The 25,927-nt window shown below is 43.6% G+C and carries 17 protein-coding genes; 9 read left to right on the top strand and 8 right to left on the bottom strand.

The genetic code is table 11. The features are described from left to right. Positions 1 to 70 precede the first annotated feature (70 nt). From ABIC84_RS05875 to ABIC84_RS05835, 9 genes are read left to right on the top strand one after another with little or no spacing between them, the layout of a single operon-like run. Positions 71 to 1,480 (top strand): glycoside hydrolase family 28 protein, encoded by a 1,410-nt coding sequence (locus ABIC84_RS05875; RefSeq protein ID WP_429262963.1) that lies wholly within the window; start codon positions 71 to 73, stop codon positions 1,478 to 1,480. Continuing rightward, a complete protein-coding gene (locus ABIC84_RS05870) occupies positions 1,458 to 4,394 on the top strand; it encodes an exo-beta-1,4-galactosidase (protein ID WP_429262962.1) in 2,937 nt (978 codons plus the stop codon). The genes ABIC84_RS05875 and ABIC84_RS05870 overlap by 23 nt, the downstream gene beginning before the upstream one ends. 1 nt (position 4,395) lies before the next feature. Beyond that, positions 4,396 to 5,163: a rhamnogalacturonan acetylesterase gene (locus ABIC84_RS05865; protein WP_429262961.1), complete on the top strand. Its 768-nt coding sequence runs from the start codon at positions 4,396 to 4,398 to the stop codon at positions 5,161 to 5,163. A gap of 12 nt (positions 5,164 to 5,175) precedes the next feature. Next, positions 5,176 to 5,985, top strand: coding sequence for a rhamnogalacturonan acetylesterase (locus ABIC84_RS05860; protein WP_429262960.1), 810 nt, complete (start codon positions 5,176 to 5,178; stop codon positions 5,983 to 5,985). 25 nt (positions 5,986 to 6,010) lie between these two features. Then, positions 6,011 to 7,081, top strand: coding sequence for a glycoside hydrolase family protein (locus ABIC84_RS05855; protein ID WP_429262959.1), 1,071 nt, complete (start codon positions 6,011 to 6,013; stop codon positions 7,079 to 7,081). 10 nt (positions 7,082 to 7,091) lie between these two features. Then, entirely contained in the window at positions 7,092 to 9,233 is a 2,142-nt protein-coding gene (locus ABIC84_RS05850) for a hypothetical protein (protein WP_429262958.1), read from the top strand. A 43-nt stretch (positions 9,234 to 9,276) separates the two neighbouring features. Continuing rightward, positions 9,277 to 10,422, top strand: coding sequence for a glycoside hydrolase family 88/105 protein (locus tag ABIC84_RS05845; protein ID WP_429262957.1), 1,146 nt, complete (start codon positions 9,277 to 9,279; stop codon positions 10,420 to 10,422). Continuing rightward, positions 10,422 to 12,890 carry a glycoside hydrolase family 31 protein gene (locus ABIC84_RS05840; RefSeq protein WP_429262956.1) on the top strand — a complete coding sequence of 823 codons (2,469 nt, stop codon included), beginning with the start codon at positions 10,422 to 10,424 and terminating at the stop codon, positions 12,888 to 12,890. Before ABIC84_RS05845 ends, ABIC84_RS05840 begins: the two co-directional genes overlap by 1 nt. 19 nt (positions 12,891 to 12,909) lie before the next feature. After that, complete coding sequence (locus tag ABIC84_RS05835; RefSeq protein ID WP_426588640.1) at positions 12,910 to 14,517, top strand: arylsulfatase; 1,608 nt, start codon at positions 12,910 to 12,912, stop codon at positions 14,515 to 14,517. Between the two features lie 109 nt (positions 14,518 to 14,626). Here ABIC84_RS05835 and ABIC84_RS05830 read toward each other — a convergent pair whose 3' ends face one another. From ABIC84_RS05830 to ABIC84_RS05795, 8 genes are all read right to left on the bottom strand, one after another. Continuing rightward, positions 14,627 to 14,965 (bottom strand): hypothetical protein, encoded by a 339-nt coding sequence (locus ABIC84_RS05830; RefSeq protein WP_426588638.1) that lies wholly within the window; start codon positions 14,963 to 14,965, stop codon positions 14,627 to 14,629. A 187-nt stretch (positions 14,966 to 15,152) separates the two neighbouring features. Then, positions 15,153 to 17,081 (bottom strand): PAS domain S-box protein, encoded by a 1,929-nt coding sequence (locus ABIC84_RS05825; protein ID WP_429262955.1) that lies wholly within the window; start codon positions 17,079 to 17,081, stop codon positions 15,153 to 15,155. Between the two features lie 134 nt (positions 17,082 to 17,215). After that, entirely contained in the window at positions 17,216 to 17,467 is a 252-nt protein-coding gene (locus ABIC84_RS05820; protein WP_090525159.1) for a hypothetical protein, read from the bottom strand. A 116-nt stretch (positions 17,468 to 17,583) separates the two neighbouring features. Beyond that, complete coding sequence (locus tag ABIC84_RS05815) at positions 17,584 to 18,438, bottom strand: SDR family oxidoreductase (protein WP_188831808.1); 855 nt, start codon at positions 18,436 to 18,438, stop codon at positions 17,584 to 17,586. A gap of 297 nt (positions 18,439 to 18,735) precedes the next feature. Further along, positions 18,736 to 19,686 (bottom strand): manganese catalase family protein, encoded by a 951-nt coding sequence (locus ABIC84_RS05810; protein ID WP_429262954.1) that lies wholly within the window; start codon positions 19,684 to 19,686, stop codon positions 18,736 to 18,738. 124 nt (positions 19,687 to 19,810) lie between these two features. Then, a complete protein-coding gene (locus ABIC84_RS05805) occupies positions 19,811 to 21,496 on the bottom strand; it encodes a hypothetical protein (protein WP_429262953.1) in 1,686 nt (561 codons plus the stop codon). Between the two features lie 6 nt (positions 21,497 to 21,502). Then, positions 21,503 to 24,409, bottom strand: a complete 2,907-nt coding sequence (locus ABIC84_RS05800) for a glycosyltransferase family 2 protein (protein ID WP_429262952.1) — start codon at positions 24,407 to 24,409, stop codon at positions 21,503 to 21,505. A 74-nt stretch (positions 24,410 to 24,483) separates the two neighbouring features. After that, positions 24,484 to 25,746, bottom strand: coding sequence for a glycoside hydrolase family 2 TIM barrel-domain containing protein (locus ABIC84_RS05795; protein ID WP_429262951.1), 1,263 nt, complete (start codon positions 25,744 to 25,746; stop codon positions 24,484 to 24,486). Positions 25,747 to 25,927: the final 181 nt, after the last annotated feature.

Genomic DNA, 25,927 nt, shown 5'->3' with positions numbered 1-25,927 from the left:
AAGTTCTAAGTTAAAAAAAATGAGCTTAACTTTTTACTTAAGGCTTAGTACTGTTAACTTAACACTGCCTATGAAATTATTACGGTATTCTTTTCTTCTGATAGTTATTACCGCAAATGCCGTAAACGGGCAAACTAAGCTTGACTGGGCAAAAAAGGTTGGGGCCAGGCACGCGCCGCAAAAAACAATGGTGTGGTATGTAAATGATAATGGCGCAGTCAATGATGGTGTCACCTTAAACACAGCCGCCATACAAAAAACTATTAATCAGTGTTCGGCAAAAGGTGGCGGCATAGTCACATTTAAGCCGGGTAAATATTTAACCGGCTCAATTTTTTTGAAGAATAATGTTTGCCTGAATATTGATGAGGGAGTAACGTTGTTGGGTAGCCAGGATCTGAAAGATTATCCCGAAATTGATACCCGCGTTGCCGGTATTGAAATGAAATGGCCTGCCGCTTTGATCAACATAGCCGGGCAAGCCAATGTGGCAATTACCGGGAAAGGACTGGTAAACGCACAGGGTAAACCATTTTGGGATCTCTACCGGAAAATGCGGGCTGAATATGACCCTAAAGGTTTGCGCTGGATAGTTGATTATGACGCCAGGCGCCCGCGTACGTTATTGGTTTCTAATTCGGCAGATGTTACCATTAAAAACATTACGCTGCAACAGGCCGGGTTCTGGACGGTGCAGTTGCTTTACTCAGATCATGTTACTGTTGATGGCATTACCATCCGCAACAATGTTGATGGACATGGGCCATCGACAGATGGTATAGATATAGATTCATCAAGCTGGATCCTTGTGCAAAACTGCGATATTGATTGTAACGACGATGATTTTTGCCTCAAAGCCGGTCGCGATTGGGATGGTTTGCGGGTAAATAAACCAACCGAATATGTGGTGATCCGTAAATGTGTATCAAGGGCGGGTGCAGGGTTGCTTACCTGTGGCAGCGAAACATCGGGTGGGATCAGGCACGTGCTTGCTACCGACCTGACAGGTAACGGAACAAGTAATGGGTTAAACATTAAGTCGGCCATTACCCGGGGGGGCACGGTGGAAGATATCCACTTTACCAATATAACGATGAACGGTGTAGGCACGGCCTTTCAAATCACCATGAACTGGAACCCAAGCTACAGTTATTCTAAACTGCCCGATGGTTACGTTGAAGCGACGCTGCCCGACCATTGGAAAAAGATCCTGCATAAAGTGGAACCTGCCGAAAAAGGGATCCCGCATTTCAAAGATGTTTTTATTTCAAATATTAAAGTAACAGGTGCTAAAAAGGCCATTAACGCTATAGGTCTTAAAGAGTCTACGATGCAAAATTTCCATTTTGATGGGGTTAATATTGAGTCGGGCACGGCGGGCGATGTGCAGTTTGCAAAAGGATGGGAGTGGAAAAACTCGCAGATCACTACTCAGGATAGTACAAAACTTAATTTAAATGATGCGGGAGCCGGTCAATAATAAATACAAGCTTTTAAAGCGAACCCTTATTTGCGTGGGTACGGGTTTGGGAATGCTTTTTTGTGCATGGTCAGTCCCTCCGGCACAGAAAAATGGCAATGTTATTTCGCTGGCAGGTCGTTGGCAGTTTCAGATGGATCGCGCTGATAAGGGGATTGAAGAGAAATGGTTCTTAAAACCGCTGGCGGATACTATTCACTTGCCGGGTTCCATGGCCCAAAACCTAAAAGGTGATGATATCAGCCTTAAAACAAAATGGACAGGCAGCATCTACGATAGTTCGTGGTTTTATAACCCACGTTTGGCAAAGTACCGGGTGCCTGGCAACCTCAAAATACCTTTCTGGCTTACACCGCCGAAACATTACACGGGAGCGGCATGGTATAAAAAAGAAGTAATTATTCCTGCGGATTGGAAAAATAAACACCTTGTGCTTTTCCTGGAAAGGGCCCATACCGAAACCAGGTTATGGATTGACAGCACCGAAATTGGGATGCAAAACAGTCTGGTAGCTCCGCATCAGTATGATCTTGGAGAACATTTATCGGTCGGAAAACATCAAATCACACTTTGTATTGATAACCGCATTAAAGCGATCAACGTAGGACCCGATTCACATAGTATTACTGATCATACACAGGGCAACTGGAATGGCGTGATCGGCAAAATGGAGCTGAGAGCCGGAGACCAGACCTGGCTGGATGAGATCCAGGTTTACCCTGATCTGAAACAAAAAACAGCCCATATCAAAATACGGGTAAAAACAGAACGGACATCTGTCGCCGGCACTATCACACTTTCGGCCAAAGCATTTAATACCCCGGTTTCGCAGCTTATACCAGCTGTTAGCAAACCTGTTAATATCAAAGATAGCGTGGCTGAGTTCAGCATTGATTTGCCCATGGGGCCCAAAATGCAAACATGGGATGAATTTAATCCGGTTTTATACAGACTTACAGCTACACTACACACTGCCGGTGGATCAACAGATATTAGGGAAGTAAATTTTGGTATGCATGAGTTTAAGGCTGATGGAAAAACATTTACCATAAATGGCAAACCCGTTTTTCTGCGTGGTACGGTGAATAACTGTGAGTTCCCGCTTTCGGGTTATCCGCCTACCACCGAAGCAGAATGGGGTAGGATCTTTAAAATTTGCAGGGAGCATGGGCTTAACCACATGCGTTTCCACTCCTGGTGCCCGCCCGAGGCTGCTTTTGCAGCGGCTGATAAAGCCGGCTTCTATTTGCATGTGGAAGGGCCTTCATGGGCAAACCATGGCAGTGGATTAGGTTTGGGCAGACCGGTTGACCAATATATTTATGACGAAACAAGCCGCATGGCTAAATGGTATGGCAATCATCCTTCATTTTGCATGATGGCTTATGGCAATGAACCCAGCGGTAAGCAAGTAGAATACCTCACCCAATTTGTTGATTACTGGAAAGCTAAAGACCCGCGCAGGCTTTACACAGGTGCGGCGGTAGGCGGCAGCTGGCCGGTAATCCCCAATAACGAATATATGGCCCGTGCAGGCGCGCGCGGCCTGGCCTGGAACCAGCGGCCCGAAAGTTATTCGGATTACGGCAAACAGATATCCCAGTTTAATGTGCCCTTTGTAGCCCATGAGATGGGCCAGTATTGCACCTTCCCCGATTTTAAGGAAATTAAGAAGTATACGGGGATATATAAAGCCAAAAACTTTGAACTTTTTCAGGAAGACCTTAAAGACCACGGCATGGCCGACGAGGCCGAAAAATTTCTGATGGCTTCGGGGAAATTACAGGCTTTATGTTATAAGTACGAAATTGAAAAAGCCATGCGTACACCCGGATATTCGGGATTTCAGTTGCTTTCACTGAATGACTACCCGGGGCAGGGAACCGCACTGGTTGGGGTACTTAATGCCTTTTGGGATAGTAAGGGCTATATTACAGCAAAGCAGTTTGCACGGTTTTGCAATGCAACAGTACCACTTATCCGTACCGAAAAGTTTGTATATCAAAACAGTGAAACGCTAAAGGCGCAGGTTGAGCTGTTTAACTATAGCAAGCCTATGGCAACTACGCTTAACTGGAAATTAACCGATGCTCAGCATAAAGTGATCAGCGAGGGTGTGCTGGATAAAAAAAGCTATGTAATGGGGAACTGTCAGCAGACAGGAGTGATCAATGTCGCTTTATCAAAAATAAAATCGCCGGTAAAACTGAACCTTGAAGTAGCTGTGCCCAATACTCAATATGTAAACGATTGGGACTTTTGGGTGTATCCGGCAACATTGCCCGCTGTAAAAAACGATGTATATTATACTACATCGCTGGATGATAAGGCTAAAGAGGTACTTAATAATGGCGGCAAAATATTTCTGAATGCCTCTGGTAAAATAATAAAGGGTAAAGAAATTATACAATCGTTTACCCCGGTTTTCTGGAATACCTCCTGGTTTAAAATGCGCCCCCCGCATGCGCTGGGTTTTGTGTGCGATCCCAAACATCCCGCATTTAATGATTTCCCTACATCATCCTATAGTGAAATACAATGGTGGGATATCCTGTCGAACGCTCAGGTAATGCACCTGGAAGATTTTCCGGCAACATTTCGCCCGGTTATTCAGCCTATCGATACCTGGTTCATGAACCGCCGCTTAGCGTTGCTCTTTGAAGTAAAGGTGGGTAGGGGTAGCCTGATGGTAAGCAGTGCCGATCTTTCGCCAACAACCGGCGACGACAGGCCGGCAGCAAAGCAATTATATTACAGTATTTTAAAATATATGTCGTCACCGCAGTTTAAACCTGCTGACAGCATTTCGATAGACACCGTTGAAGATCTGTTTAAAACGCCTTCAAAAGAGGTGTTTGTGTCCTATACCAATGGCGCTCCAGACGAACTGAAGCCTAAAAACATAAAAAAATAGTATGAAAATATTGAAACCGCTTTTAGCTTTATTAATAATGGCCTTTGCAGGCCTGGCTTTTATCAATCAGCAAAAGCCAACCATTTATTTAATTGGCGATTCCACTACGCATAATAACGATAAGGAAACCTGGGGCTGGGGAAGCATTATCCCATACTATTTCGATCTGTCGAAGATCAATATTGAAAACCATGCCATGGCCGGTCGCAGTACACGCACTTTTATCAAAGAAGGCCGGTGGAACAAGGTTGATTCGCTTTTAAAGCCGGGCGATTATGTGATGATGGTATTCGGCCATAATGAAGGCAGTAAACCCGATACTACCAAAGCCGGGTATCGTGGGGTATTAAAAGGCACCGGTAATGAAACTGTAGAGCTTACCTGGCCTAACGGTACTAAAGAAACTGTACATACCTATGGTTGGTATCTTCACAAATTTATCAGGGATACCAAAGCTAAAGGTGCAACGCCTATTGTACTATCCATGATTCCACGGAATGAGTTTCGTGATGGCAAGGTTATCCGTGCCGATAACGATTATGGTAAATGGGCACAGGAAGTGGCACAGCAGGAAGGTGTCATCTTCATTGATATGAACCGTATCACAGCCGATAAATATGATCAACGGGGAGCCGATTCAGTTAAGAAATTCTTCCCCGGAGATCATACCCACACTAACAAGATGGGCGCTACTGTAAATGCTGAATCGGTAGTTGATGGCATTAAAGCCAACCCTGCAAACCCTGTGAATAAATATCTTAAAAACTAAATTTTAGCTGCTATGAAAAATAGGTTGCGTACAAATGCCGGCTTAAGCTTACTGCTTGTCCTGGTTATGCTGTTATCTTCTTTTATGCTGATGAAACCGGTTGATAAGCCAACCTTTTACCTGATAGGCGATTCGACCGTAAAAAATGGTAAAGGCAAAGGCGATGGTGGTTTATGGGGATGGGGAAATTACATAGCCCCTTATTTTGATACAACAAAAATAGCGGTTGAAAATGATGCGCTTGGGGGTACCAGTAGCCGCACCTTTCAAACCATGGGCTTGTGGGACAAGGTTTTGGTTAAGATAAAGCCAGGCGATTTTGTGATCATGCAGTTTGGCCATAACGACGCCGGTCCCCTGGATGATACAGCCCGGGCCCGCGGAACTATCAAAGGTATTGGCAACGAGCAGCAGGAAATATACAACCCTATAAGGAAAGTAAAAGAGGTGGTACATACCTACGGCTGGTATATGCGCAAGTTTATTGCCGATACTAAGGCAAAGGGCGCAACTCCTATCATCTGTTCGCCTATACCCCGTAATGTGTGGAAAGATGGTAAATCCGCAGGGCGCAACAATGAAAACAGTTACGGGCAATGGGCGCGTGAGCTGGGCGAACAAACCGGGGCTTTTTTCATCGACTTAAACAAACTGATTGCTGATGATTACGATATGGAGGGCGAAGCAAAAGTTAAGTCAACCTATTTCGGTACCGATGCTACCCACACGCTGGAGCCGGGTGCGCAACTAAATGCTAAATTAGTTATTCAGGGTATCCGCTCGTTCAATCAGTTGGCGCTCAATAAATATTTAAAGCAATAGTTTCAATAAACATTGTGTTTGGATGATGAAAAGAAGAGATTTCATTGAACGGCTAAGCATGGCTTCGGCAATGGCATTATTGCCGGGTTGGGCCTTTGGTAATACCGATGATCGTGTTTCCGCTTTCGCCAAAAAACTGAAGCCCGTTGGCCGTGCGTTGGAAATAGAGGGTTATTACGTTTGGTGCAATAGTCCTATTGAGGGACCCGACGGCAGGATCCACGTGTTTTTTTCGAGATGGGTTGCCTCAAAAAAAATGGGCGGATGGATCAACGGATCCGAAATATGCCATGCTGTGGCAGATACGCCGGAAAGCGAATTTAAGTTTTTAGAAGTAATCCTTGCCCCGCGAGGTCCGGGTTATTGGGATGCAACTACCTGTCATAACCCATCAATAAAAGTAGTTGATGGTAAATATTGCCTGTTTTTTATGGGCAACTCTAACGGTAAAACCAATACAAAACGGATAGGGTTGGCGATGGCCGATTCGCTTGATGGCCCCTGGACCCGTCCGGATCAACCGTTGCTGCTGCCCGGTCCCGAAGGGGCTTGGGACGATCATTGTACCACCAATCCGGCATTTGTTAAGCATCCCAACGGGCAATACTGGCTGTTTTATAAATCATGGAACACCAAAGAATATGAAACATCAACCGACCCGCTGGTAAAGGGGAACCGTAAATATGGTTTAGCTATTGCCGATAAGCTGGAAGGCCCTTATATCAAGTATGATGGCAACCCGGTTATAGATTTTTCGGGACGGGGCAATAATGCCCAGTTGGAGGATGCTTTTGTTTGGTTGGATAAAGGTCGCTTTAAAATGCTGGCCAGGGATATGGGGGTATTTAATCACCAGTATGGTTTATACATGGAATCAAAAACCGGTAAAAAATGGAGCGAACCGGAGATTGGCTATTTTAATGCTGAATATTATCATATTAATCAACCACCGCCGCCAAAATACCTTAACAAATATGGCAGGTTTGAACGGCCCCAGCTCTTATTCCAAAATGGTAAACCAACTTATATGTTTACTACCTCGCAGGGTGGTAAATACATGACAGCATCGCCATTTATATTTAAAATAGAATCATAGTACTCTCAATATGAAAAAAATACTGCCCGTATATTTTGCATTATTTGCTGTTGTTTGGCCGGTTTTACTGAGGGCGCAAAATAAAATAGACCGTAAGGCTTTGGTGCAAAGGCACAATGTAATAAATAATGGCACCGACACGCTATCTTCACTCTCCGTTGGCAATGGTCGTTTTGCTTTTACGGTTGACGCTACAGGCTTACAAACCTTTCCTGAACATTATGATAAAGGCATTCCATTAGGCACACAATCTGAGTGGGGTTGGCACAGCTTTAAAGATACCGCAGGCTACAAGTTTGACGAAACGTTAAAAACATACACGCTCAATGGCCGCAACGTAAGCTACTCGGTACAATGGAACCAGCCCGGCCGTAACAGGAATGCTGCTAACTGGTTCAGGGAAAATGTACATCGCCTGCAATTGGGCAATCTTGGCTTTGTGTTATTGTATAAGGATGGAAGCGAGGCGCAGATAACCGAGATTCAAAATATCCGGCAGGAACTTGATTTATGGACGGGCGCTATTAGCAGCTCTTTTACTTTTGATGGTGAGCCCGTAAAAGTTCAAACTTATGCGCACCAGGGGCAGGACCTGGTAGCAGTAAAAGTACAGTCGCCATTGTTAGCCCAGGGCAGGCTTAAGGTAAGGCTACGTTTCCCTTTCCCAACCAATCAGTTTGCCGATTATGGCGACAACTGGAAAAATCCGCAAAAGCATTATTCGGCTATTGTTACTTCCGGGATTAGGCAGGCGAGTATTATTCACCGTTTAGATACCAACCAGTATTTTGTACGCCTTGCCTGGGATAAGTCTGCATCGCTTAATAATACCGCTGCTCATCAGTTTGTGTTATCACCGCAGGGCAAAACCAATGAATTAACATTTACCTGTTTGTTTATCCTCAAGAAAACCACAACGCCGTTACCAGGTTTTGCCCAAACACAAGCCAACAGCATACAACAATGGAAAGCCTTTTGGCAAAGCGGAGGCGCTGTTGATTTTAGCGGCAGTACCGATCCCCGTGCAAAAGAACTGGAACGCAGGGTGGTTTTGTCTCAATATCTTACCAAAATACAATGTTCAGGTCATCAGCCCCCGCAGGAAACCGGCTTAACGTATAACAGCTGGTACGGCAAGCCACACCTTGAAATGCACTGGTGGCACGGGATTCATTTTGCACTGTGGGGCAGGGAACAACTGCTCGAAAATAGCTTAGACTGGTATCATCACGTAAAAGCCAATGCCAGGGCCATAGCCAAAAGACAAGGGTACGATGGCGTCCGCTGGCAAAAAATGACCGACCCGGATGGTAACGAAAGCCCGTCATCGGTGGGGGCGTTCCTGATCTGGCAGCAGCCGCATTTTATTTATTTTGCTGAACTGGATTATCGTGCCCATCCGAGTAAGCAAACCCTCGATAAATATAAAGACCTTGTAATGGCCGATGCGGATTTTATGGCTTCGTTCGTAACTTATGACAAGGAGAATGACCGGTATAATTTAGGTAAGGGCATTATCCTGGCGCAGGAACGTTATAAGCCCGAAGAAACATATAATCCAACTTATGAGCTGCAATACTGGCGATGGGCTTTAAATACTGCTCAGTTATGGCGCAAACGCCTGGGCATGCAACCGGATAATAAGTATGCGCAAATTCTGAATAAGTTGGCCCGGTTGCCTCAAAAGGATGGCGTTTATCTTGCTGCCGAAAGTTCGCCGGATGCATATACAAATCCTAAATTAAAAACAGATCACCCGGCAGTATTGGCTGCCTATGGTATGTTACCCTATAATGATAAACTGGATACTGTGGTAATGAAGAAAACCTTTAACCTGGTTTGGGATGTGTGGGATTGGAAGGATACCTGGGGTTGGGATTTCCCGATGGCCGCCATGACCGCCGCCCGCTTAAATATGCCAGAAAAGGCCGTTGATGCTTTATTTATGCCCATAAAAACCAATACCTATTTAGCTAACGGCCATAACTATCAGGACGGGCGATTACGCATGTACCTGCCCGGTAACGGTGGTTTACTGGCCGCTGTAGCCATGATGTGTGCCGGCTGGGATGGCTCAACCATTGTAAATCCCGGTTTCCCAAAAGATGGGAAGTGGAAAGTAAGGTGGGAAGGGCTCAGGAAAATGCCTTAATGTTTAACGTGTCTTTTTAGAATGGATATATAAAATCTACGATATGAATAAATTATTGATTACAATAAAAACGGTATTAAGCACATGCGCTGTTCTGGGCATGATAGGTGGTGCATATGCCCAACAGCCTGCAAAAACAGAGGTATTGGCTGGTATGACGCTGGCTAATAATTATTTTATGCAGAAATGGCCCGATCCGGGAGCGTCTGTTACAGTGAAAAATGTAACCCGTACCAGTAATTTGTGGACGAGGGCTGTTTATTACGAGGGACTGATGGCGATGTACAAAATTGATCCTCACAAAAAATACTATGATTATGCGGTTGATTGGGGCGAAAAACATCAGTGGAGCCCCCGCGGCGCTGTTGATACCCGTAATGCCGATAATCAATGCTGCGGGCAAACCTATATCGATCTTTACCTGATAGATAAAAAGCCCGAACGGATTGAAAAAATAAAGCAAAGCATCGACATGATGGTGAACAGCGAAAAAAAGGATGACTGGAACTGGATAGATGCGCTGCAAATGGCTATGCCGGTATGTGCCAGGCTCGGTGCAGTATATAACGACAATAAGTATTATGAAAAGATGTTCGACATATACAATTATACTAAAACCGTTCACGGTGGCAAAGGATTGTATAATACCGCAGATCATCTTTGGTGGCGTGATAAAGATTTTGTACCACCATACAAAGAACCTAATGGAGCGGATTGTTACTGGTCGCGCGGAAATGGTTGGGTAGTAGCTGCTATGCTGCGCGTGTTAGAAGTTATGCCTAAAAACGCCCCTCACCGCAACGAGTATCTATCGGTATATAAAGAAATGATTGAGGCTTTGGCACCGCTGCAACGTACTGATGGTTACTGGAACGTGAGCCTGAAGGATTCGACTAATTTTGGCGGCAAGGAACTATCTGGTACAGCTTTATTTACTTACGGCATGGCCTGGGGGATTAACCAGGGTATCCTGAAAAAGAAAACCTATTTACCGATAGTTTTCAAAGCATGGAATGCCATGGCAAAAGAGTGCCTGCATCCTGATGGTATGCTTGGCTTTGTACAGGGAACAGGCAAAGAACCAAAAGATGGCCAGCCTGTTGGCTATAACAATGTACCCGATTTTGAAGATTATGGTTTGGGATGTTTCCTGCTGGCAGGCAGCGAAGTTTATAAACTGAGCAAGTAATGAAAAAGATCCCCCTGTTTTTAGCCCTTGTTTTCATTGCGATAGCCGCCTCTGCGCAAACGGGTATCGGCAGCAATAAATCCGGATATAAAAAGGATGGCAATACCTTATTTTTCAGTAATGCCAGTGGCGATGTTAAAATAGAATTTTGTTCAGCATCCATGTTCCGCGTAAGGGCCAGCTGGAGCCGCAAATTTGCGCCCGATGAGCATTTGATGCAGGAGAATTATAACTGGCCTGCTGTTGATTATAAAATAACTGATGCTAAATCGGCATACATAATCCAAACATCGGCCTTGATTATCACGGTGCTTAAATCACCGTTTATAATTAATGTGACTGATAGTAAAGGCGTGCTGTTATCGTCAGAGTATGTGCCTGATAGTAAACAGAATGGCGGTTTACATCACATGGGCGATACAGTGATGTGTACCAAAGACTTGTTCCCCGACGAACATTTCTTTGGCTTCGGTGAGCGAATGGATTTTACCGACCAGCGCAACAAACTGGTAAAGCTCAACGTGGGCCGGGGAAAAAGCAAAAACAACTTGCTTGGTGCCTATAACATCAACGAGGCCAATTATTGCCCTGTGCCATTTTTTATGAGCACCAAGGGATATGGCATATACCTGCACAATTCATCGGCAACCGAATGGGATATGGGCAGTAAAACTGATAATGAATACAGCTTTAAGGCCAATGATGGCGAATTGGATTATTACTTTATTTACGGCCCAACATTCCCGGTAATTTTAAACAGTTATTTAAGCATTACAGGTAAATCGCCTTTGTTGCCAAGGTTTGCGTTCGGTTTGCACATGGGCACTTATAGCGGCGGCACCTGGGGCCATGAAGAACTTACCTCGGATAAGTATGTAATAGAACTGGCCCGCAAAATGCGTGAAATGGGAATCCCGGTTGATATCCTTTTCCTTGATTCAACCTGGCGCCTGTTTGGTAAAAAGGGGGGTAAGGGAGCTACAACCTTTGAGTGGCGCGAAACATTTAGAAATCCCAAAGCCATGTTTGATAGCCTGTATGCCATGAATTTTAAAATGGTGGGGCTGCATATTCGCCCGAGGTTTGATAATGCCAACAACCTGAATCTGCTTGACCAGGCACGGGCCAAATGTTTTACGTACCCGGAAAATGGTAAGCCCGGCGAGTTTGTAAATTTTTTTGATCAGCAGGCTGCAAACTGGTGGTGGGATAATGGCGTTATGAAAATTGCCTCCATTGGTGCTAAATTCCTGAAAACAGATGAGGGGAGTGCCTTTGGTTCATTAGCCAATGAAAGTGAAAAAGTCGGCCCTACTGGTAGAGAAGTGGCGCAATTACATAATGTGTTCCCCATCGCTTACGCTAAAGCGCCGTATTTGAAATTTCAGGAATATAATGGCATTCGCGGGTTAAATCAAACCCGGGAAGGCTATTCTGGTATCCAGCGTTATCCCTTTATTTTTGCTGGTGATTGGCCAAGCGAATGGCAATACTTTGCGCCGGTTATAAAAGCCGGATTAAATATTGGCATTTCGGGCGTTGGATATTGGGCACATTGCATGGGCGGTTTTGAACATGCGGCGGATCCGGAGTTGTATATGAGGTGGGTGCAGTTCGGTATGTTCAGTCCGGTGGCTATGGTATTTGGCATGGACCATCCGGGTTATAAAGAGCCCTGGAACTATGGGGCTGAAGCTTTAGCTAACTTTAAAAAGTACGACGATCTGCGTTACAGGCTGATCCCCTATATCTACAGTAACGCATACACACAATATAAAACCGGTATGCCACTCATGCGTACTTTGGTGCTGGAATACCAGGACGATCCCAATACCTATAATGTAGCCGATCAATACCTGTTTGGTGATAATTTGATGGTTTGCCCGGTAACTGTAAAGGGCGCTCAAACACGTACTGTTTACTTACCAAAGGGGATTTGGTTTGATTATTGGACGGGCATAAAATATACCGGAAAGCAATATATCCATATCCTGACCCCTCCAGATCATCTACCCATTTTTGTAAAAGCAGGAGGCATTATCCCAATGCAACCGGCCATGAAATACATGGATGAAAAACCGGTAGATTTGATAACGTTGGACGTGTTTTTGGGCCAGGCATCTGAGTTTAAGTTGTATGAAGATGATGGCATCAGTTTAAAATATCAACAGGGCGACAAGGCGATCACCCAAATTGCTGTGGCGAATACTGCCGATGGCTGGCAACTGCAAATTAAAAAGCCCACAGGTAACTTTACCCCGGCGCAGCATACTTATTTGACAAAAATACATTGGGCTTATGATAATGCTCCATCTTCAATAATAGAAAATAATGAAACATTGAAAGCGGCTGATCATGTTGAAGCATTAAACAAAACAGCTGGCTGGTATTATGATAAAATCAATCATTTGCTTTGGATAAAAACATCCAATAGTAACAGGGATGATATTACCCTTAATTTTAAATAGATTGCGATAATCGTCTCCTATGAAAAAGTTCCTTCAAACCATCTTTCTTTTTGCAGTAGCAAGCAGTCCAATATTTGCCCAGCATAAGCAACCGGCTAAGCGGCCAAACATCATTATTATTTTGGCCGATGATATGGGCTACTCGGATATAGGCTGTTTCGGCTCCGACACCCAAACGCCCAATCTTGATGCGATGGCGAAAGGTGGTTTGCGCATGACCCAGTTTTACAACGCATCGCGTTGCTGCCCAACCCGCGCGTCGTTACTTACTGGGCTTTATCAGCATCAGGCCGGGGTAGGCGATATGGTAAACCACCGCGATGTACCGGCTTACCAAGGCTACCTGAACCAAAACTGCGTAACCATAGCCGAGGCGCTTAAAGAAGGAGGCTATAATACGCTGATGGCAGGCAAATGGCATGTGGGTACTGACCCCTCGCGCTGGCCGGTTAAACGCGGATTTGATCATTACTTTGGTTTAATAGATGGGGCAAGCAGTTATTTTAATCCAACAATGCCTTATCGCCCTAATCAAAAACTTACCATCGCTTTAGATGATAAGGAATACACACCAGGGCCAAACTGGTATTCAACTAATGCCTATGCTGATTATGCCCTTAAGTTTATTGAAGGTAATAAAGGCACACGCAAGCCATTTTTCCTGTATATGGCTTTTACCAGCCCGCACTGGCCAATTCAGGCATTGCCCGAAGATATTGCTAAATACAAAGGTAAATACCTGAAAGGCTGGGATAAGCTCAGGCAGGAACGGTTGGAGCGCCAAAAACAGTTGGGGATCATCGCTAAGGATGAAAAGCTTTCGCCGAGGGATAAGAGCGTACCGGAATGGGATAGCCTTACCCCGGAAGAAAAAGAGCGGTTTGATACCAAAATGGCTGTATATGCTGCGATGGTTGACCGGATGGATCAGAATATAGGCCGCATCAGGAAAAAGCTTAAGGAGCTGGGTGAGGATAAAAATACGGTGATCATGTTCTTGTCAGACAATGGCGCCAGTAATGAAACTATCTCGGGGCCGAGTTTTACCCCCGAGGTACTGGCTGCAAACAGTAAGCCTGCAAGTGACCCAACTTCTTTTACATCGTACGGGTCATTGGGGGCCAATGTAAGCGACACACCTTTCCGCTTATTTAAACACTGGGAATATGAAGGGGGGACAGCTACCCCTTTTATAGCTTATTACCCCGATGTGATTAAGCCAGGGTCAATAGTCAATAGGCCTGCTCACATTATTGATCTGATGGCTACCTGCCTTGATCTGGCCGGCGCAACTTATCCTAAAGTTTATCATGGCAATAACATTACGCCAACAGAAGGTATAAGCCTGGTGCCGGTATTTAAAGGCCAGAAGTGGCAAGGGCATAACGGGCTGTTTTTTGAACATGAAGGCAATCGTGCTGTAAGGCAAGGCGACTGGAAACTGGTTTCTCAACGCCCCGAAAATAAATGGGAACTCTATAATATCAGCACCGACCGCTCCGAATTAAATGACCTGAGTGCCCAATATCCTCAAAAAGTGACCGAGCTTGAAGCCATGTACAAGATATGGGCCACCAGGGCAGGTGTGGTGGAGTTTGATAAATTAGCAAAAGCAAAAGGTGAATGATTAAATAATATTAATCATTTGCTTATGCAGCAACACTATAGCAGCTATAAATTAGCTTTTAAGCTTTGTGCATTCAGCTTCCACCTTTTACCAATGCCAATGTTTCAGGTCAGTTCCACATAGTGCCGTTAAGGCCCAATACAAGGGCCATCCAAAGGCCGATGAAATAACCCACAAAACTCAGCACAAGGAACAATCGCCCCAGCCAGCCGTCAAGGCGGCGAAGCGGCTCTGTTAAATCGTAGCAGGCGCCAATCAACGCACCTAAAAAAGGAGTTAACAGCAGGGGTTTCACCCGCCAGTACTCATTCCAGGCAGGGTTACCCTTACCGGCACTGATCAAAAAAAAGCTGATCATCAATAAACCGATACCTGCGCCTGTTAACATACGCTTTCCCAAAGCATCGGTAAAAAAAGGTCTTGTTGTAAATTGTCTCGTTTCTGTCATGGCTTATATTGATACTTAAAAGTACTTTGTTATTCAAAGTTAAATTATAAACTTTATTTATGCAAGCCTTATTTTTCTGCATTTGAATAATCTTTTGTGAATCGACCCGCTTACCGAAATTGATGAGGTGCCGGTTCTGGCGTTAATACACTGGTGGAATGGGGATGGAGTTGGACAGGTCGTAGACTTACAAGTTATCGGGTGATTCAGCCCGGGGAAGCGAAAAATAAAAAGTTGATCCCTTATCCAATTCACTTTCAGCCCAGATTTCGCCGCCATGCCGTTTAATAATTTCGGCACTGAGATAAAGGCCGATCCCGAAACCGGAAATATGGCGTGTATGATTGGTTTCAACGCGGTAATACCGGTCGAAAATATAGCCGAGATCATCGGGCTTTATGCCCATGCCTTCATCTTTTACACTCACTATTACCATACTGCCATTGAGTTTACAACTGATATCGATCTGGCGGCCTTTGGGCGAGTATTTTACGGCATTACTGATGAGGTTGGAAATAACGGAAATGATCTTATCCCGATCGGCATTAACCGTGAGGTTGCTACATTCTTTAAGGCTGAAAATATGGCTCGTTACGGTTAGCCGGGTTTCCTCCAGTATTTCCTGCAGTAATTGCCCCAGATCGAACGGCTGCTTCTCAATTAATAATTTACCGGCTTCGAGACGCGAAATATTAAGGAAACTGTTTATCATAGTAGCCATCCGCCTGGCTTGCTGGTTTGCCTTCTCCATCGCATCTGAAAGGAATTGATCTTCACTCTGCGCTAATTTCTTTTGCGCAACCTGTATAATGGCAGCTAATGAGGTCAGCGGCGTTTTCAGTTCATGGCTCACCATACCGATAAAGTCATTTTTGCGTTGTTCCTCCTGCTTTTTATCTGTGATATCGCGTGCGATCTTGGATAGGCCGATTATTTTCCCTTGCTTATCCATAATGGGAGAGATGGTTAGCGAAACATCCAGTAACCGCCCATCTTTGGTTAGTCTCCTGGTTTCAAAGTGATCAACTCTTTCGCCAGTGTTTAACCTGGAAAGAATGTGCGGTTCCTCGTTTTGCCGGTCTTCGGGAATGATCTTGTAAATTGTTTGCCCTATCATTTCCTCCGCTGTGTAGCCAAACATTCGTTCGGCCGCGGCATTCCAACTGGTGACCACACTTCCCAGCGTTTTGCTTACAATGGCGTCATCCGAAGTTTCGACGATCGCGGCAAGCTTTGCGCTTTTTTCTTCGGCCTGCTTGATCTCGGTAATATCCAGGGTTATGATAAGCCCGGATTCTACAATGTTGTCGTCATTTTTAAGCGGCACAAAATGGATAAGATAAAATTCTCCCGTTTCTGCCTTTCGCTCTATAGAAAACTTTTCGCCGGACAAAACCCTCTCATATAAATGCCTGGAAGCTTCGTAGCGTTCGGGCGAAATCTCTGACGGATGCTTGCCTTCATAGTCGCGCCGGTCATAACCCATCCTTTCCATAATGTCGCCTTCAATGGCCATATACCGGTGGTTCCGGTCAACGACGAGGATCAGCGAACCTGGAATGTTCAGTGCAATGGAGCGGAAAAGTTTTTCACTCCGCCGGAGGTTTTCCTGGGCTTCCAGCAACTCCTCGTTGGTTGTGGCCAATTCTTCGTTGGCAGCTGCCAGCTCTTCGTTGGCCGCAGCATACTCTTCATTGGTAGCGGCCAGTTCTTCGTTGATGGCTGCCAGTTCCTCGTCAAGCGCCTCTTTGGTGTTTTCTAATATCCATATGGCTATGCGGGTAACCTCGCCCTTGTTGTTCTTTACGGGCTTATAAACAAAGGTAACGGGTACAATCTCTTTCTTCCCATTAAGCATTTGTATCATCGTTCCTTTATCATCCTGGTGCTGCCTGCCTTCTACTGCTATTTTCAGTGCCGACTCATCACCGGGTTTTGCAAGGGTAAAGATTTCCCGGTAAGATTTCCCTGCCAGGTCTTCAGCCTGTTTATTGATCAGCTTTAACAAATGAATATTAGCTGTTTCAATGGTCATACTTTCCGCATGAAGTATACAAATGCCCACAGGTGCGTGGAGCATGATCGAATATAAATCTTCCTCGCCGGCTATCTGCATATAAGTAATGAGTAATTTCTTATGGATAAATATAAGTTAAATACAAATTAAGGAGATTAAAAATATTTAATTTACAGGTTATAAAAATTGACAGGCAATTGGTATTGAACGTGGGGGAGCTTTACCGACAGCGCTTATTTTTTAGGCAGCTGGCCGCTCGGCGGCACGTTGCCTTTCGATGTGGTATCTCCGCTTAAGGAATCCTGTAGGTGTTGTTTCCTTGCACTGTTTATGGTGCTTGTGTCGGAGATGGATGGCCCGCCGCCCCTGTTTACACTGCTGCTATCGGTAGAGCCACCTATTTTTCTATTTCGATCGGCAGGATTACAGCCGGTGCTGACGTAGAGCAACAGAGCGACCGCAATAATTAGATTTGTTGTTTTCATGGTGATGCTATTATAACGTTTAAAAAAGGTGATTGTCTTTTACTGCTAAACAAGCCTGTCTGCCCGGAGGAAGATAACTGATGCCGCTCTTGGGTTTACTTTTATCAGATGTCACCTTATCCGTTTACTACTTCGCCGCCGTTAACATGGATTACCTGGCCTGTAATAAAGGAAGAGTCGTCTGAAGCCAGGAAAACATAGGCGGGTCCAAGCTCAGAAGGCTGTCCGGCACGTTTCATAGCCGTTTCACTGCCAAACTTTTTGATCTTTTCTTCGTCGAAGGTGGATACAATAAGCGGTGTCCAGACGGGGCCGGGCGCTACGGCGTTAACGCGGATCCCTTTTTCTGTCAGGTTGGTAGCCAGTGATCGCGTAAACGTGGTGATAGCGCCTTTGGTTGATGAGTAATCAATAAGCGAAGGCGAAGAGCGATAGGCCGTTACCGAGGTTGTATTGATAATGCAATCGCCTGCATGCATATGATCTAATGCAGCTTCTGCAAAATAAAAATAGGCAAATATATTGGTGCGGAAGGTAACATCCAGTTGCCCGGGGTCAATCGCCCTAACGTCTTTTTGCGGAAACTGCATACCTGCATTATTCACCAGGATATTCAGCTTGCCAAATTCTTTTATAGTTTGTTGTACCGCGTGTTTGCAAAAGGCGGGGTCTTTTACGTCTCCTTTAATGAGCAGGCATTGCTGACCTGTTAATTCAACCAGGTCCTTTGTTATTTTGGCATCTTCATCCTCATCCAGGTAAACAATGGCCACATTGGCACCTTCCTGCGCAAAATGTACACTTACCGCGCGGCCAATCCCACTGTCGCCTCCGGTAATCAGGGCTATTTTTCCCTGCAACTTGCCGGCAGCTTTATAGTTGTCTTTAATGTATTCCGGAGCCGGATGCATCTTTGCTTCAATGCCTGGCTGCCTGTCCTGTTTTTGCGGTGTTTCTTCTTTGGTTATCATAAATTCTTAAAAAAAAAATTGTTGTTGAGTTGATTAAATAAAACGGAATGCCGACTCTTATTAGAAGTTGTTTAATTAAATAATGATTTTTTTTCTTAAATGTTTATAATATTGAAAAAATTAGAAAATGTTTTGTAAGCACGGGAGTGCAGATCTAATAAACTTTCTTTAAAATCGATCGATATAAAGCTCTCGAAAAGGGGGGGAAGTCAGCGGTATTAAAAACGCCTGGGCAACTGTTTAGTAAAAGCCGTCATCAGCAGGATGACGGCCGGTAGCATTGTTTTTTTTAGTATTTCAGACTCTGTTATTATTATCAGGATAAGTACTCCATTGCGCCACGCCTCCGGGTTCAGAGTCCTTCACTTCGGTGCTTTTTTCCTGGCTCATTTGCTTATTCAGCTTTTCGGCCTGTTTAAGTTCCCTCGCCTTATCATCTTCCAGTTGGGTGAGGCCCTGTGTTTCCCTTACGTGCTTGACCGGGTCAGCTATGTAAATGAATTCTTTTTTCAAATCGGGCATTTCGCCTTCATTCCAGGGGCCGTGAACGTCGGCACCATTAGACATATTGAAATACTGCTGTGTAAAGCGAGGATCGGCTGCCAGTACACCTGGTGGAAAGTTAGGCTGGATATCGTTTAAAGCCGCTTCGAACATCTTGTAATGCGCCACTTCACGGGTCATCAGGAAGGACAGTGTTTCGTGGATGTAAGGATCATTGGTAAACTTCATCAGGTGTTCATAAACCAGTTTGGCGCGTGACTCTGAGGCAAGATTACTGCGAAGATCGACGGTCAGGTCGCCATTTGAATGGATATAACTGGCACACCATGGTATACCCTGGCTGTTGCGGGGCGTAACACCGCCGCCCGTAATAACGCCAAACTGTGGATTGGCGAATACTGCCTGGTGAATAATATCTTCTTTGGCAGCTTTACCATTCAAAACCTGCATGATCTCGGAACTGTCGGCAGCATTCTTAAGCTCGCCATTAACGCCCTTGAGGAGCATTTGAATAGTGGCGCCAACAATTTCAAGGTGACTGAATTCCTCGGTGGCGATATCCATCAGCATATCATATTTGTCGGGGTATGGTACCTTGGCACCAAAGGCCTGCGTGAAGTATTGCATGGCTGCGGCCAATTCGCCATTCTCTCCGCCAAACTGCTCCAGTAATAAATTGGCAAACTGTGGGTCGGGGCGCGACACGCGCGCGTTAAATTGTAGTTCTTTTACATGGTGAAACATAACATTTGATTTTAGAGTAGATAGTGTTATGATACAACCATGGGCAATGTTTTATGTTTTATAATTTAATAAATTTATTTAATATGAAAATATAAGTAATCTATTTTACAAATCGTTAATATGATTACTGTTTCAATAAACTACAAAATTTGAGCATCGACTGCGGAGTAATACTCCAGTTAGGGGCTTTAATATCACCCCAGGCTTTGGGGTTGTCATACAAATTAAAGTAGCAAACGCCAAAAATATGAGGGTTTGCATTTATTGTTTCAGCGGCATCGACAAGCCATTTGTCCTGGAAGCTTTCTGATCCCTTTACACCAAATTCGGTTATGAATAAAGGCTTATCAAGAAACCTCATCCGAAAATATTTTCGGTTAAATATGGTGCTGAAGGCTTCCTGCTTATCCTGGTCGGTAATGTTTTTATCCGGCAGCCCGTAAATGGCTATACTGATATAATCTACTACATCGCTTCCGGGCCAAAAATCCGCCGAGCCCCGGTCGCCGGCTGGTCCCCAAACCTTTCTGACATTTTTGCCCGGCCCTCCGTCAAACTGCATAAAATATCTGAAGGCATTGATGTAGTTAACCGGATCCTGGCTTTGCCACTTGTACCGGTGGATAGGGATCTCCATTTCATGCATCCATCTGAGATAAACGATGTTCTGTGTGGCAGAAATTATATTAAATAGTTTTTTGATCTGCTTGTTATAACGGCCGTTTAAAATACTTTCCATAACAGCAGTATCCGGTATTCCGCTGGTGTCACGCCATGGTTCCATGGTTACAATAACATCATGGTGACGGCTAATGACCTCCGAGAATTTTTTCTCAAAATCGCCTCTTTCAACTTCGCCCCAATCTGTAAAAAGATGTTCTACACTAATTCTTGGTTGATTGAGCAGTTTTTTATTTGGGTCAAATACCCCCATCTTGAGCGATGTCCTTACCGGCTTTTTAGCGGCACTATCCGCGTAGTTGTCGGCACTGTATACGGTATTCCGGTATTTTATAAAGTGGTCTTTTTGTTCGTTTAGCCAACTGTATTTAAAAGGTGTTTTTCCGGTATTATTGTCTATGATCAATACCGGTTTGTCTATAAACCTTAAGCGATGGAGCTTATGTTTTAACATATCAGAAACCGTACTGTCTTTTGGATAAAAGTTAGTGCTATTTTCTGATTGGCTTCCAAGTGTTATACTTACATAATCAACGACCTTATTTCCGGGCCAGTATTCGGTATCGCCGGGATAACCAGACGGCCCCCAGATGATTTGTGCCTTTGGGGCAATCATTTTAATTTTTTTTGAAAAATAATTAAATGAAGTAATATAGTCTTTGGGCGATTTATATTGCCACGGAAATACACTGGCCGGTACTTCCATGTCAGGATTCCAGCGGATAAAAACCTGATGGCGACTTTTTGCCGCCAAAACAGCCAGTTCATTGATCTGCTTATCAAAACCACCATTAAGCACTTCAGTTAAAACGTTGTTTTGATAATTTACGCCTTTAAGCCAGGTTTCCACGGTAATTAATACATCATTGTTAGCCAAAGCTGTTTCCACCTCGCCCCGGCTTGACCTTATAGCTGTATTTTTAAACACTGCCGTGTAACAAATAATGGGTTTTGCCGGTAAGGTATCACTTAAATTCCTGCGGTTAAATATGCCAACCACCTGTTCGTTGCTGCGGTAGTAGTCATTTGTAAAATAATCACTGCGAAAAAGTTTAATTCCCCAAAAGGATATAACGAAGATTATACCTAAACTGATCGCTAAATAAATCTTTACGGACTTTTTTTTCATTGACGATTAATTTTGAAGAGGGGTATTTAATGTTGCGTAGTCAACAGCTACATTATCGCCATCGGTTGCCACAAGGTACAGCCTGTATCTGTCATCATTTTTTGGGATTGTGAGGTATACGTCCGGACTGCCTCCTACCTTTCTCATGCCGGTAGCATTGCCCAAATTATCTGTTTTGACAAGATACCATTCAAATTTCAATCCGGTTTTTAAATAGGCAGCGATGTTCCAGTGACCGTAGGAAAATACCAGGGCGTTATAGCGCAGGGATGCTCCGGGAGTAGTTGTTAATGCAGGTTTTAGTATTTTAATATCGGGCAAATTATAGACAGGTGTATTGCCATTCCAGTTCCTGCTTATTTTATAAAGGTAACGTTTATTTCTGCCCCATACATCTTTTAAACCGTCAAACGTGACAGCAGTGCCACTTTGTTGATCCTGCCAGTTAGCATAAAAAATTCCGCCGGAATGCTGTACACCTTCGAGTGCACCGGGATCAGTGCAACTGAAAAAATAAGGTGTTTTAAAATCACGGCTAACATATTTCAATGACAGTTTATTATCAATAATTACTCCGAAAGCATCAATTGCCGGTATTTGCCCCTTTAATATTTGCATAGCAGGGTTAAGTGTGGGAGAGGATAAAAGGTCGATGGTTAATGGCCTTGTTGGGTCTTCATGTTTAATTTCATTTATCAAACGTTTTAACAAATTGATATAATGCTGTTGGGCCTGGTACAACTGTGGCCCATGATAAAATTGGGATAGCTGTTGGTAAGTACTATTGCCTAAGTTCCAGGCACTGATGTTAGGGTTTGATTTATTTTTATTTATGGTGTTAAGGATGATATTGAATTGCTCGTGCAGGTAGGTGGTATCATTAATGAAGCTTGATGGGGCAGGCACCCAGAAACTATAATTAATTTTTAAGCCCTTTTGTGCTGCTGCTTCAAAAATTGAGTGGTCGTAAATATTAGGTCCATATATTTTTATGGTATTTATCCCCGCTTTTCTAATGTCTTCAAAATCATTAACTATCATTTTTTTGGTTAGAGGAGCTATGTTCTTGTACCAGTAGTTTCCTTTAGAGTAGATTACGCCTTTTACTGAAGAAAAAAATGGAGGGTTTACTGATAAACGTTTTTGACCGGTAACTGGATCTTGTTCAATAATATTTGTCGAAGTATCTGAAAACTTTCTCGAAGTGCTATTGTAAAGTCGCGATTGCCTGATCAATTGGGATAACCCGGTGGTATCTGATGAGGAGATGAACTCGGCAAAAGACTTTTTGCTATTATCATTCTTTGCATCGAAACCACGCGCAACATTAAAGTTTGCGTCTTCATCCGATTCCTGAGAAGCATATATGCAGATACCCACCATTAATATGCTAAGTATCAGGCTAATCTTCCTTACACCGAAATATATCTTTCTTCTTAACAGCCAAAAAAATACTTTAACATGCTGTATTTTTGAAACAACTGTAAATAATGTTGCATGTTTATCCAGGTAGGCCTGAAACTTGAGTTCCGAACTCGCGATAAGCATAAATATCATGAACATACAGTTCAGACCAACGATGCCGGACATGAAAAGTGTATAAGGGTTCCAATCGTTGTAAAGGCCGTAAATAATAGCTGCAATGGATACAACCAACACTACAATATTGGGTAAGTTGTTTTTTAAATTTTTTTCATCTTTGACATCCTTTGGGGTTGCTATGTAGGGAACATTTTTCCTGATAATAGTATAGACAAAACCTAATATAAAAACCCACCATGTACCTATGAGCAGTAATCCCCCCACCACGTGAAACCCCCGCTCATTATCCTCCATTACCCATTGCTGAACAAAATGCCTGATCAGAACTACTGAAGTTATAAAAGGAACACTGATAACTAAAAACTCAGAAAAGTCCATCCTTAACGGAAAAGCATCTGTGAACAGTGATATGACCGGAATTGAAAAATTAATAAGAAATACAAAACCAGATAAGTAAAATAGAGGTAAAAGGCCGTAATGAAGTTTCTGCCGCCAGTTGAATTTTCTAAAAAGTTTAACGTAGGAAGTCACAAGAAGCTCAAAAACACCCCGCGACCATTTCAATTGTTGCTTATAGTAAGCTGATAAAGTAGCCGGAACCAGGCCCCGGGTCAATACAGCGGGTACATAAACAGATTTCCAATTGCGTGCATGGAGCTGCATTGCCGTATGCATATCTTCAGCCAGCCCGGCAGCATGTCCGCCAATGGATTCCAGGGCCGTGCGTCTGAAAGTACAATTGGCGCCTATAGCCTGCACAGTCCCATAACTGTTCATGCACATCATCATCGGGCCGTAAAACTGATAGGTTTGTTGTGCCGCGCCCTTAGCTATCCATCCAACGTCATGATTGTAATAAGCCTGCACAATTTGCACATAACCAATTTCCGGATTATCAAAATGAGCTATTATCGGATCCAGAAATTCGGGTACGGGTATATGGTCAGGATCAAGAATTACACATAGTTCGCCTGATGACTGGGCTAATGCGTTATTAATATTGCCGGCTTTGGCGTTGATTTTTTTAGTTCTTGTTATGTGATGAACACCCAGTTCTTTACAAACTGATTTCAGATAAGGATCATCGGCCTCGTCACATAAAAAGGTTTCATGAGGATAGCGTATAGCCTGAATTGCAGTAAGTGTTTCAACAATCATTTCATATGGTTCACCTGCGCAAAACGTGGTAAATATGTCTACCGTATATTGTTTCGTTATGGGTAAAGCAGGCGGAACGCTTATTGACCAATAATGATACCACTCATATATTACCTTAAAAAAGGTATAAACAAAGGTTGATATTAATAGCCAATACAATGGCTGATAACCAATAACTGATTTTCTGAGCAGGCTATGTATTAAAAAAAACATACAAAGCAAACCGATGATAATCATCAGCCTTAAATAAAATAATTGCCGTTTGGAAGGTGGTTTTATAGTATTGTTCATGGATTCTTTAATACATAAAAGGGAGTGTTTGAGGTAGCAAAAGAGCCCTTTTGATCATATACATAAACCAATAAGCGATAAGGGCCTTCTGTGGCGGGTACTTTAAACTTCAAGTCCGGCCCGCTTTGCCCGATTATTAAATTTTTAATCTCCTTTGGTTTCTTTTGGTTAAAAACGCCATTGGGTTTGAACCAATCCTCCGCAAATATTTCCCATTTAAATGTTAAGCCAGTGGTATCAGGATCTTCAAGATACACTTTGCTGTTTATTGTTATGCCAGGCTTAAATAAGATATTGTCCCTGGCACCTTTTCCATCTACCAACATGTATTTCAGCACAGGGGCTTTCTTAGACGCTTTTTGGCCCGTCCAGATATAATGCATCACCTGAACGGCCTCGGTTTCGGAGCCATTTTCATCAAACATACTGAACCAGGTTGGCGTTAGTTCCTGTTTTTGACCCCAATAAAACACCATCGACCCCAGAAACCGGGAGTTATTAACCGGCATGTACTTTTCATAGATAGAAAGATATTGCTCCGCCTTTTTTGTGCTGGTATTTTCAATATAAGCCCCCCATGCATTTTGATTGTCCGCGATCCAGGGACCTTCAATTCCCCATTCTGTTATTAAAAACGGGCCATCCCAAAACCAATTGAATTTCTGAAGATCTTCATTTAAAGTTTGGATCGAACCAAAAATATTGAACGAGATGAAGTCAATATTCGTCCGTAGCTTAATATTAATAATGTTTTTCTTTTGAAAGGACATAATGGTTGTAGTAACCGGATGCTGCGGATCATCCTGGTGGATCATGTCGACCACGGCATTAAATATGGTATAAAACTGATTGTATTTCGGTTTGTAAGGGAATGCAAGCTCATTGCCCACGCACCAGCTCAAAAGCGCGGGGTGATGCTTAAACCTATTCACAATACCGGCAATCGTCCTCACATGGGCACTGGCCTTCGGGGTTTTATAAAAGTCATCTATACTTTCGCTCTGAGGCATTGGCAAACCTGCTATGACAGCTAAATGATGTGCCTGCGCCGAATCTAAAATACTTCCTAAATTTAAGGTATCCCAAACCCTTATCGTATTGCCTCCGGCCTCGTTTAACTGTTTTAAATTTGTAAAACCGGAAGCCCCTTTTACAAAAAATGGCTCACCGTTACGATATAATGAATATTTGCCATTTTCGTTTTTGATGTAAACTCCATTTTTATTGACATTGCGAGGCTGTGATCGATTACAAGACAAAAAAGAAAGGCAAAGTATCAGACAACTAATAATTAATCGTAAAAGAGGACATCTCATAAATAGTAGTTCGGTTCATTAAAAAAAGCAAACGAAATTTTTGTAGTTATATATAAAACTCTTCGTCTTTGAATAAAAAGAAATTCAAACTGCAGGTTTTGGTTCATGTTGCGAATATTCAAAA

The sequence above is a fragment of the Mucilaginibacter sp. 3215 genome, from assembly GCF_050433785.1.
In the GTDB taxonomy this organism is placed as follows: domain Bacteria; phylum Bacteroidota; class Bacteroidia; order Sphingobacteriales; family Sphingobacteriaceae; genus Mucilaginibacter.
This window is presented reverse-complemented; position numbering and strand designations above follow the sequence as displayed.

Excerpts from the sequence above, each read along its gene's own strand:
- ABIC84_RS05875 (WP_429262963.1), top strand. The coding sequence starts at position 71 with ATGAAATTATTACGGTATTCTTTTCTTCTGATAGTTATTACCGCAAAT.
- ABIC84_RS05870 (WP_429262962.1), top strand. The coding sequence starts at position 1,458 with ATGATGCGGGAGCCGGTCAATAATAAATACAAGCTTTTAAAGCGAACC.
- ABIC84_RS05865 (WP_429262961.1), top strand. The coding sequence starts at position 4,396 with ATGAAAATATTGAAACCGCTTTTAGCTTTATTAATAATGGCCTTTGCA.
- ABIC84_RS05860 (WP_429262960.1), top strand. The coding sequence starts at position 5,176 with ATGAAAAATAGGTTGCGTACAAATGCCGGCTTAAGCTTACTGCTTGTC.
- ABIC84_RS05855 (WP_429262959.1), top strand. The coding sequence starts at position 6,011 with ATGAAAAGAAGAGATTTCATTGAACGGCTAAGCATGGCTTCGGCAATG.
- ABIC84_RS05850 (WP_429262958.1), top strand. The coding sequence starts at position 7,092 with ATGAAAAAAATACTGCCCGTATATTTTGCATTATTTGCTGTTGTTTGG.
- ABIC84_RS05845 (WP_429262957.1), top strand. The coding sequence starts at position 9,277 with ATGAATAAATTATTGATTACAATAAAAACGGTATTAAGCACATGCGCT.
- ABIC84_RS05840 (WP_429262956.1), top strand. The coding sequence starts at position 10,422 with ATGAAAAAGATCCCCCTGTTTTTAGCCCTTGTTTTCATTGCGATAGCC.
- ABIC84_RS05835 (WP_426588640.1), top strand. The coding sequence starts at position 12,910 with ATGAAAAAGTTCCTTCAAACCATCTTTCTTTTTGCAGTAGCAAGCAGT.
- ABIC84_RS05830 (WP_426588638.1), bottom strand. The coding sequence starts at position 14,965 with ATGACAGAAACGAGACAATTTACAACAAGACCTTTTTTTACCGATGCT.
- ABIC84_RS05825 (WP_429262955.1), bottom strand. The coding sequence starts at position 17,081 with ATGCAGATAGCCGGCGAGGAAGATTTATATTCGATCATGCTCCACGCA.
- ABIC84_RS05820 (WP_090525159.1), bottom strand. The coding sequence starts at position 17,467 with ATGAAAACAACAAATCTAATTATTGCGGTCGCTCTGTTGCTCTACGTC.
- ABIC84_RS05815 (WP_188831808.1), bottom strand. The coding sequence starts at position 18,438 with ATGATAACCAAAGAAGAAACACCGCAAAAACAGGACAGGCAGCCAGGC.
- ABIC84_RS05810 (WP_429262954.1), bottom strand. The coding sequence starts at position 19,686 with ATGTTTCACCATGTAAAAGAACTACAATTTAACGCGCGCGTGTCGCGC.
- ABIC84_RS05805 (WP_429262953.1), bottom strand. The coding sequence starts at position 21,496 with ATGAAAAAAAAGTCCGTAAAGATTTATTTAGCGATCAGTTTAGGTATA.
- ABIC84_RS05800 (WP_429262952.1), bottom strand. The coding sequence starts at position 24,409 with ATGTTTTTTTTAATACATAGCCTGCTCAGAAAATCAGTTATTGGTTAT.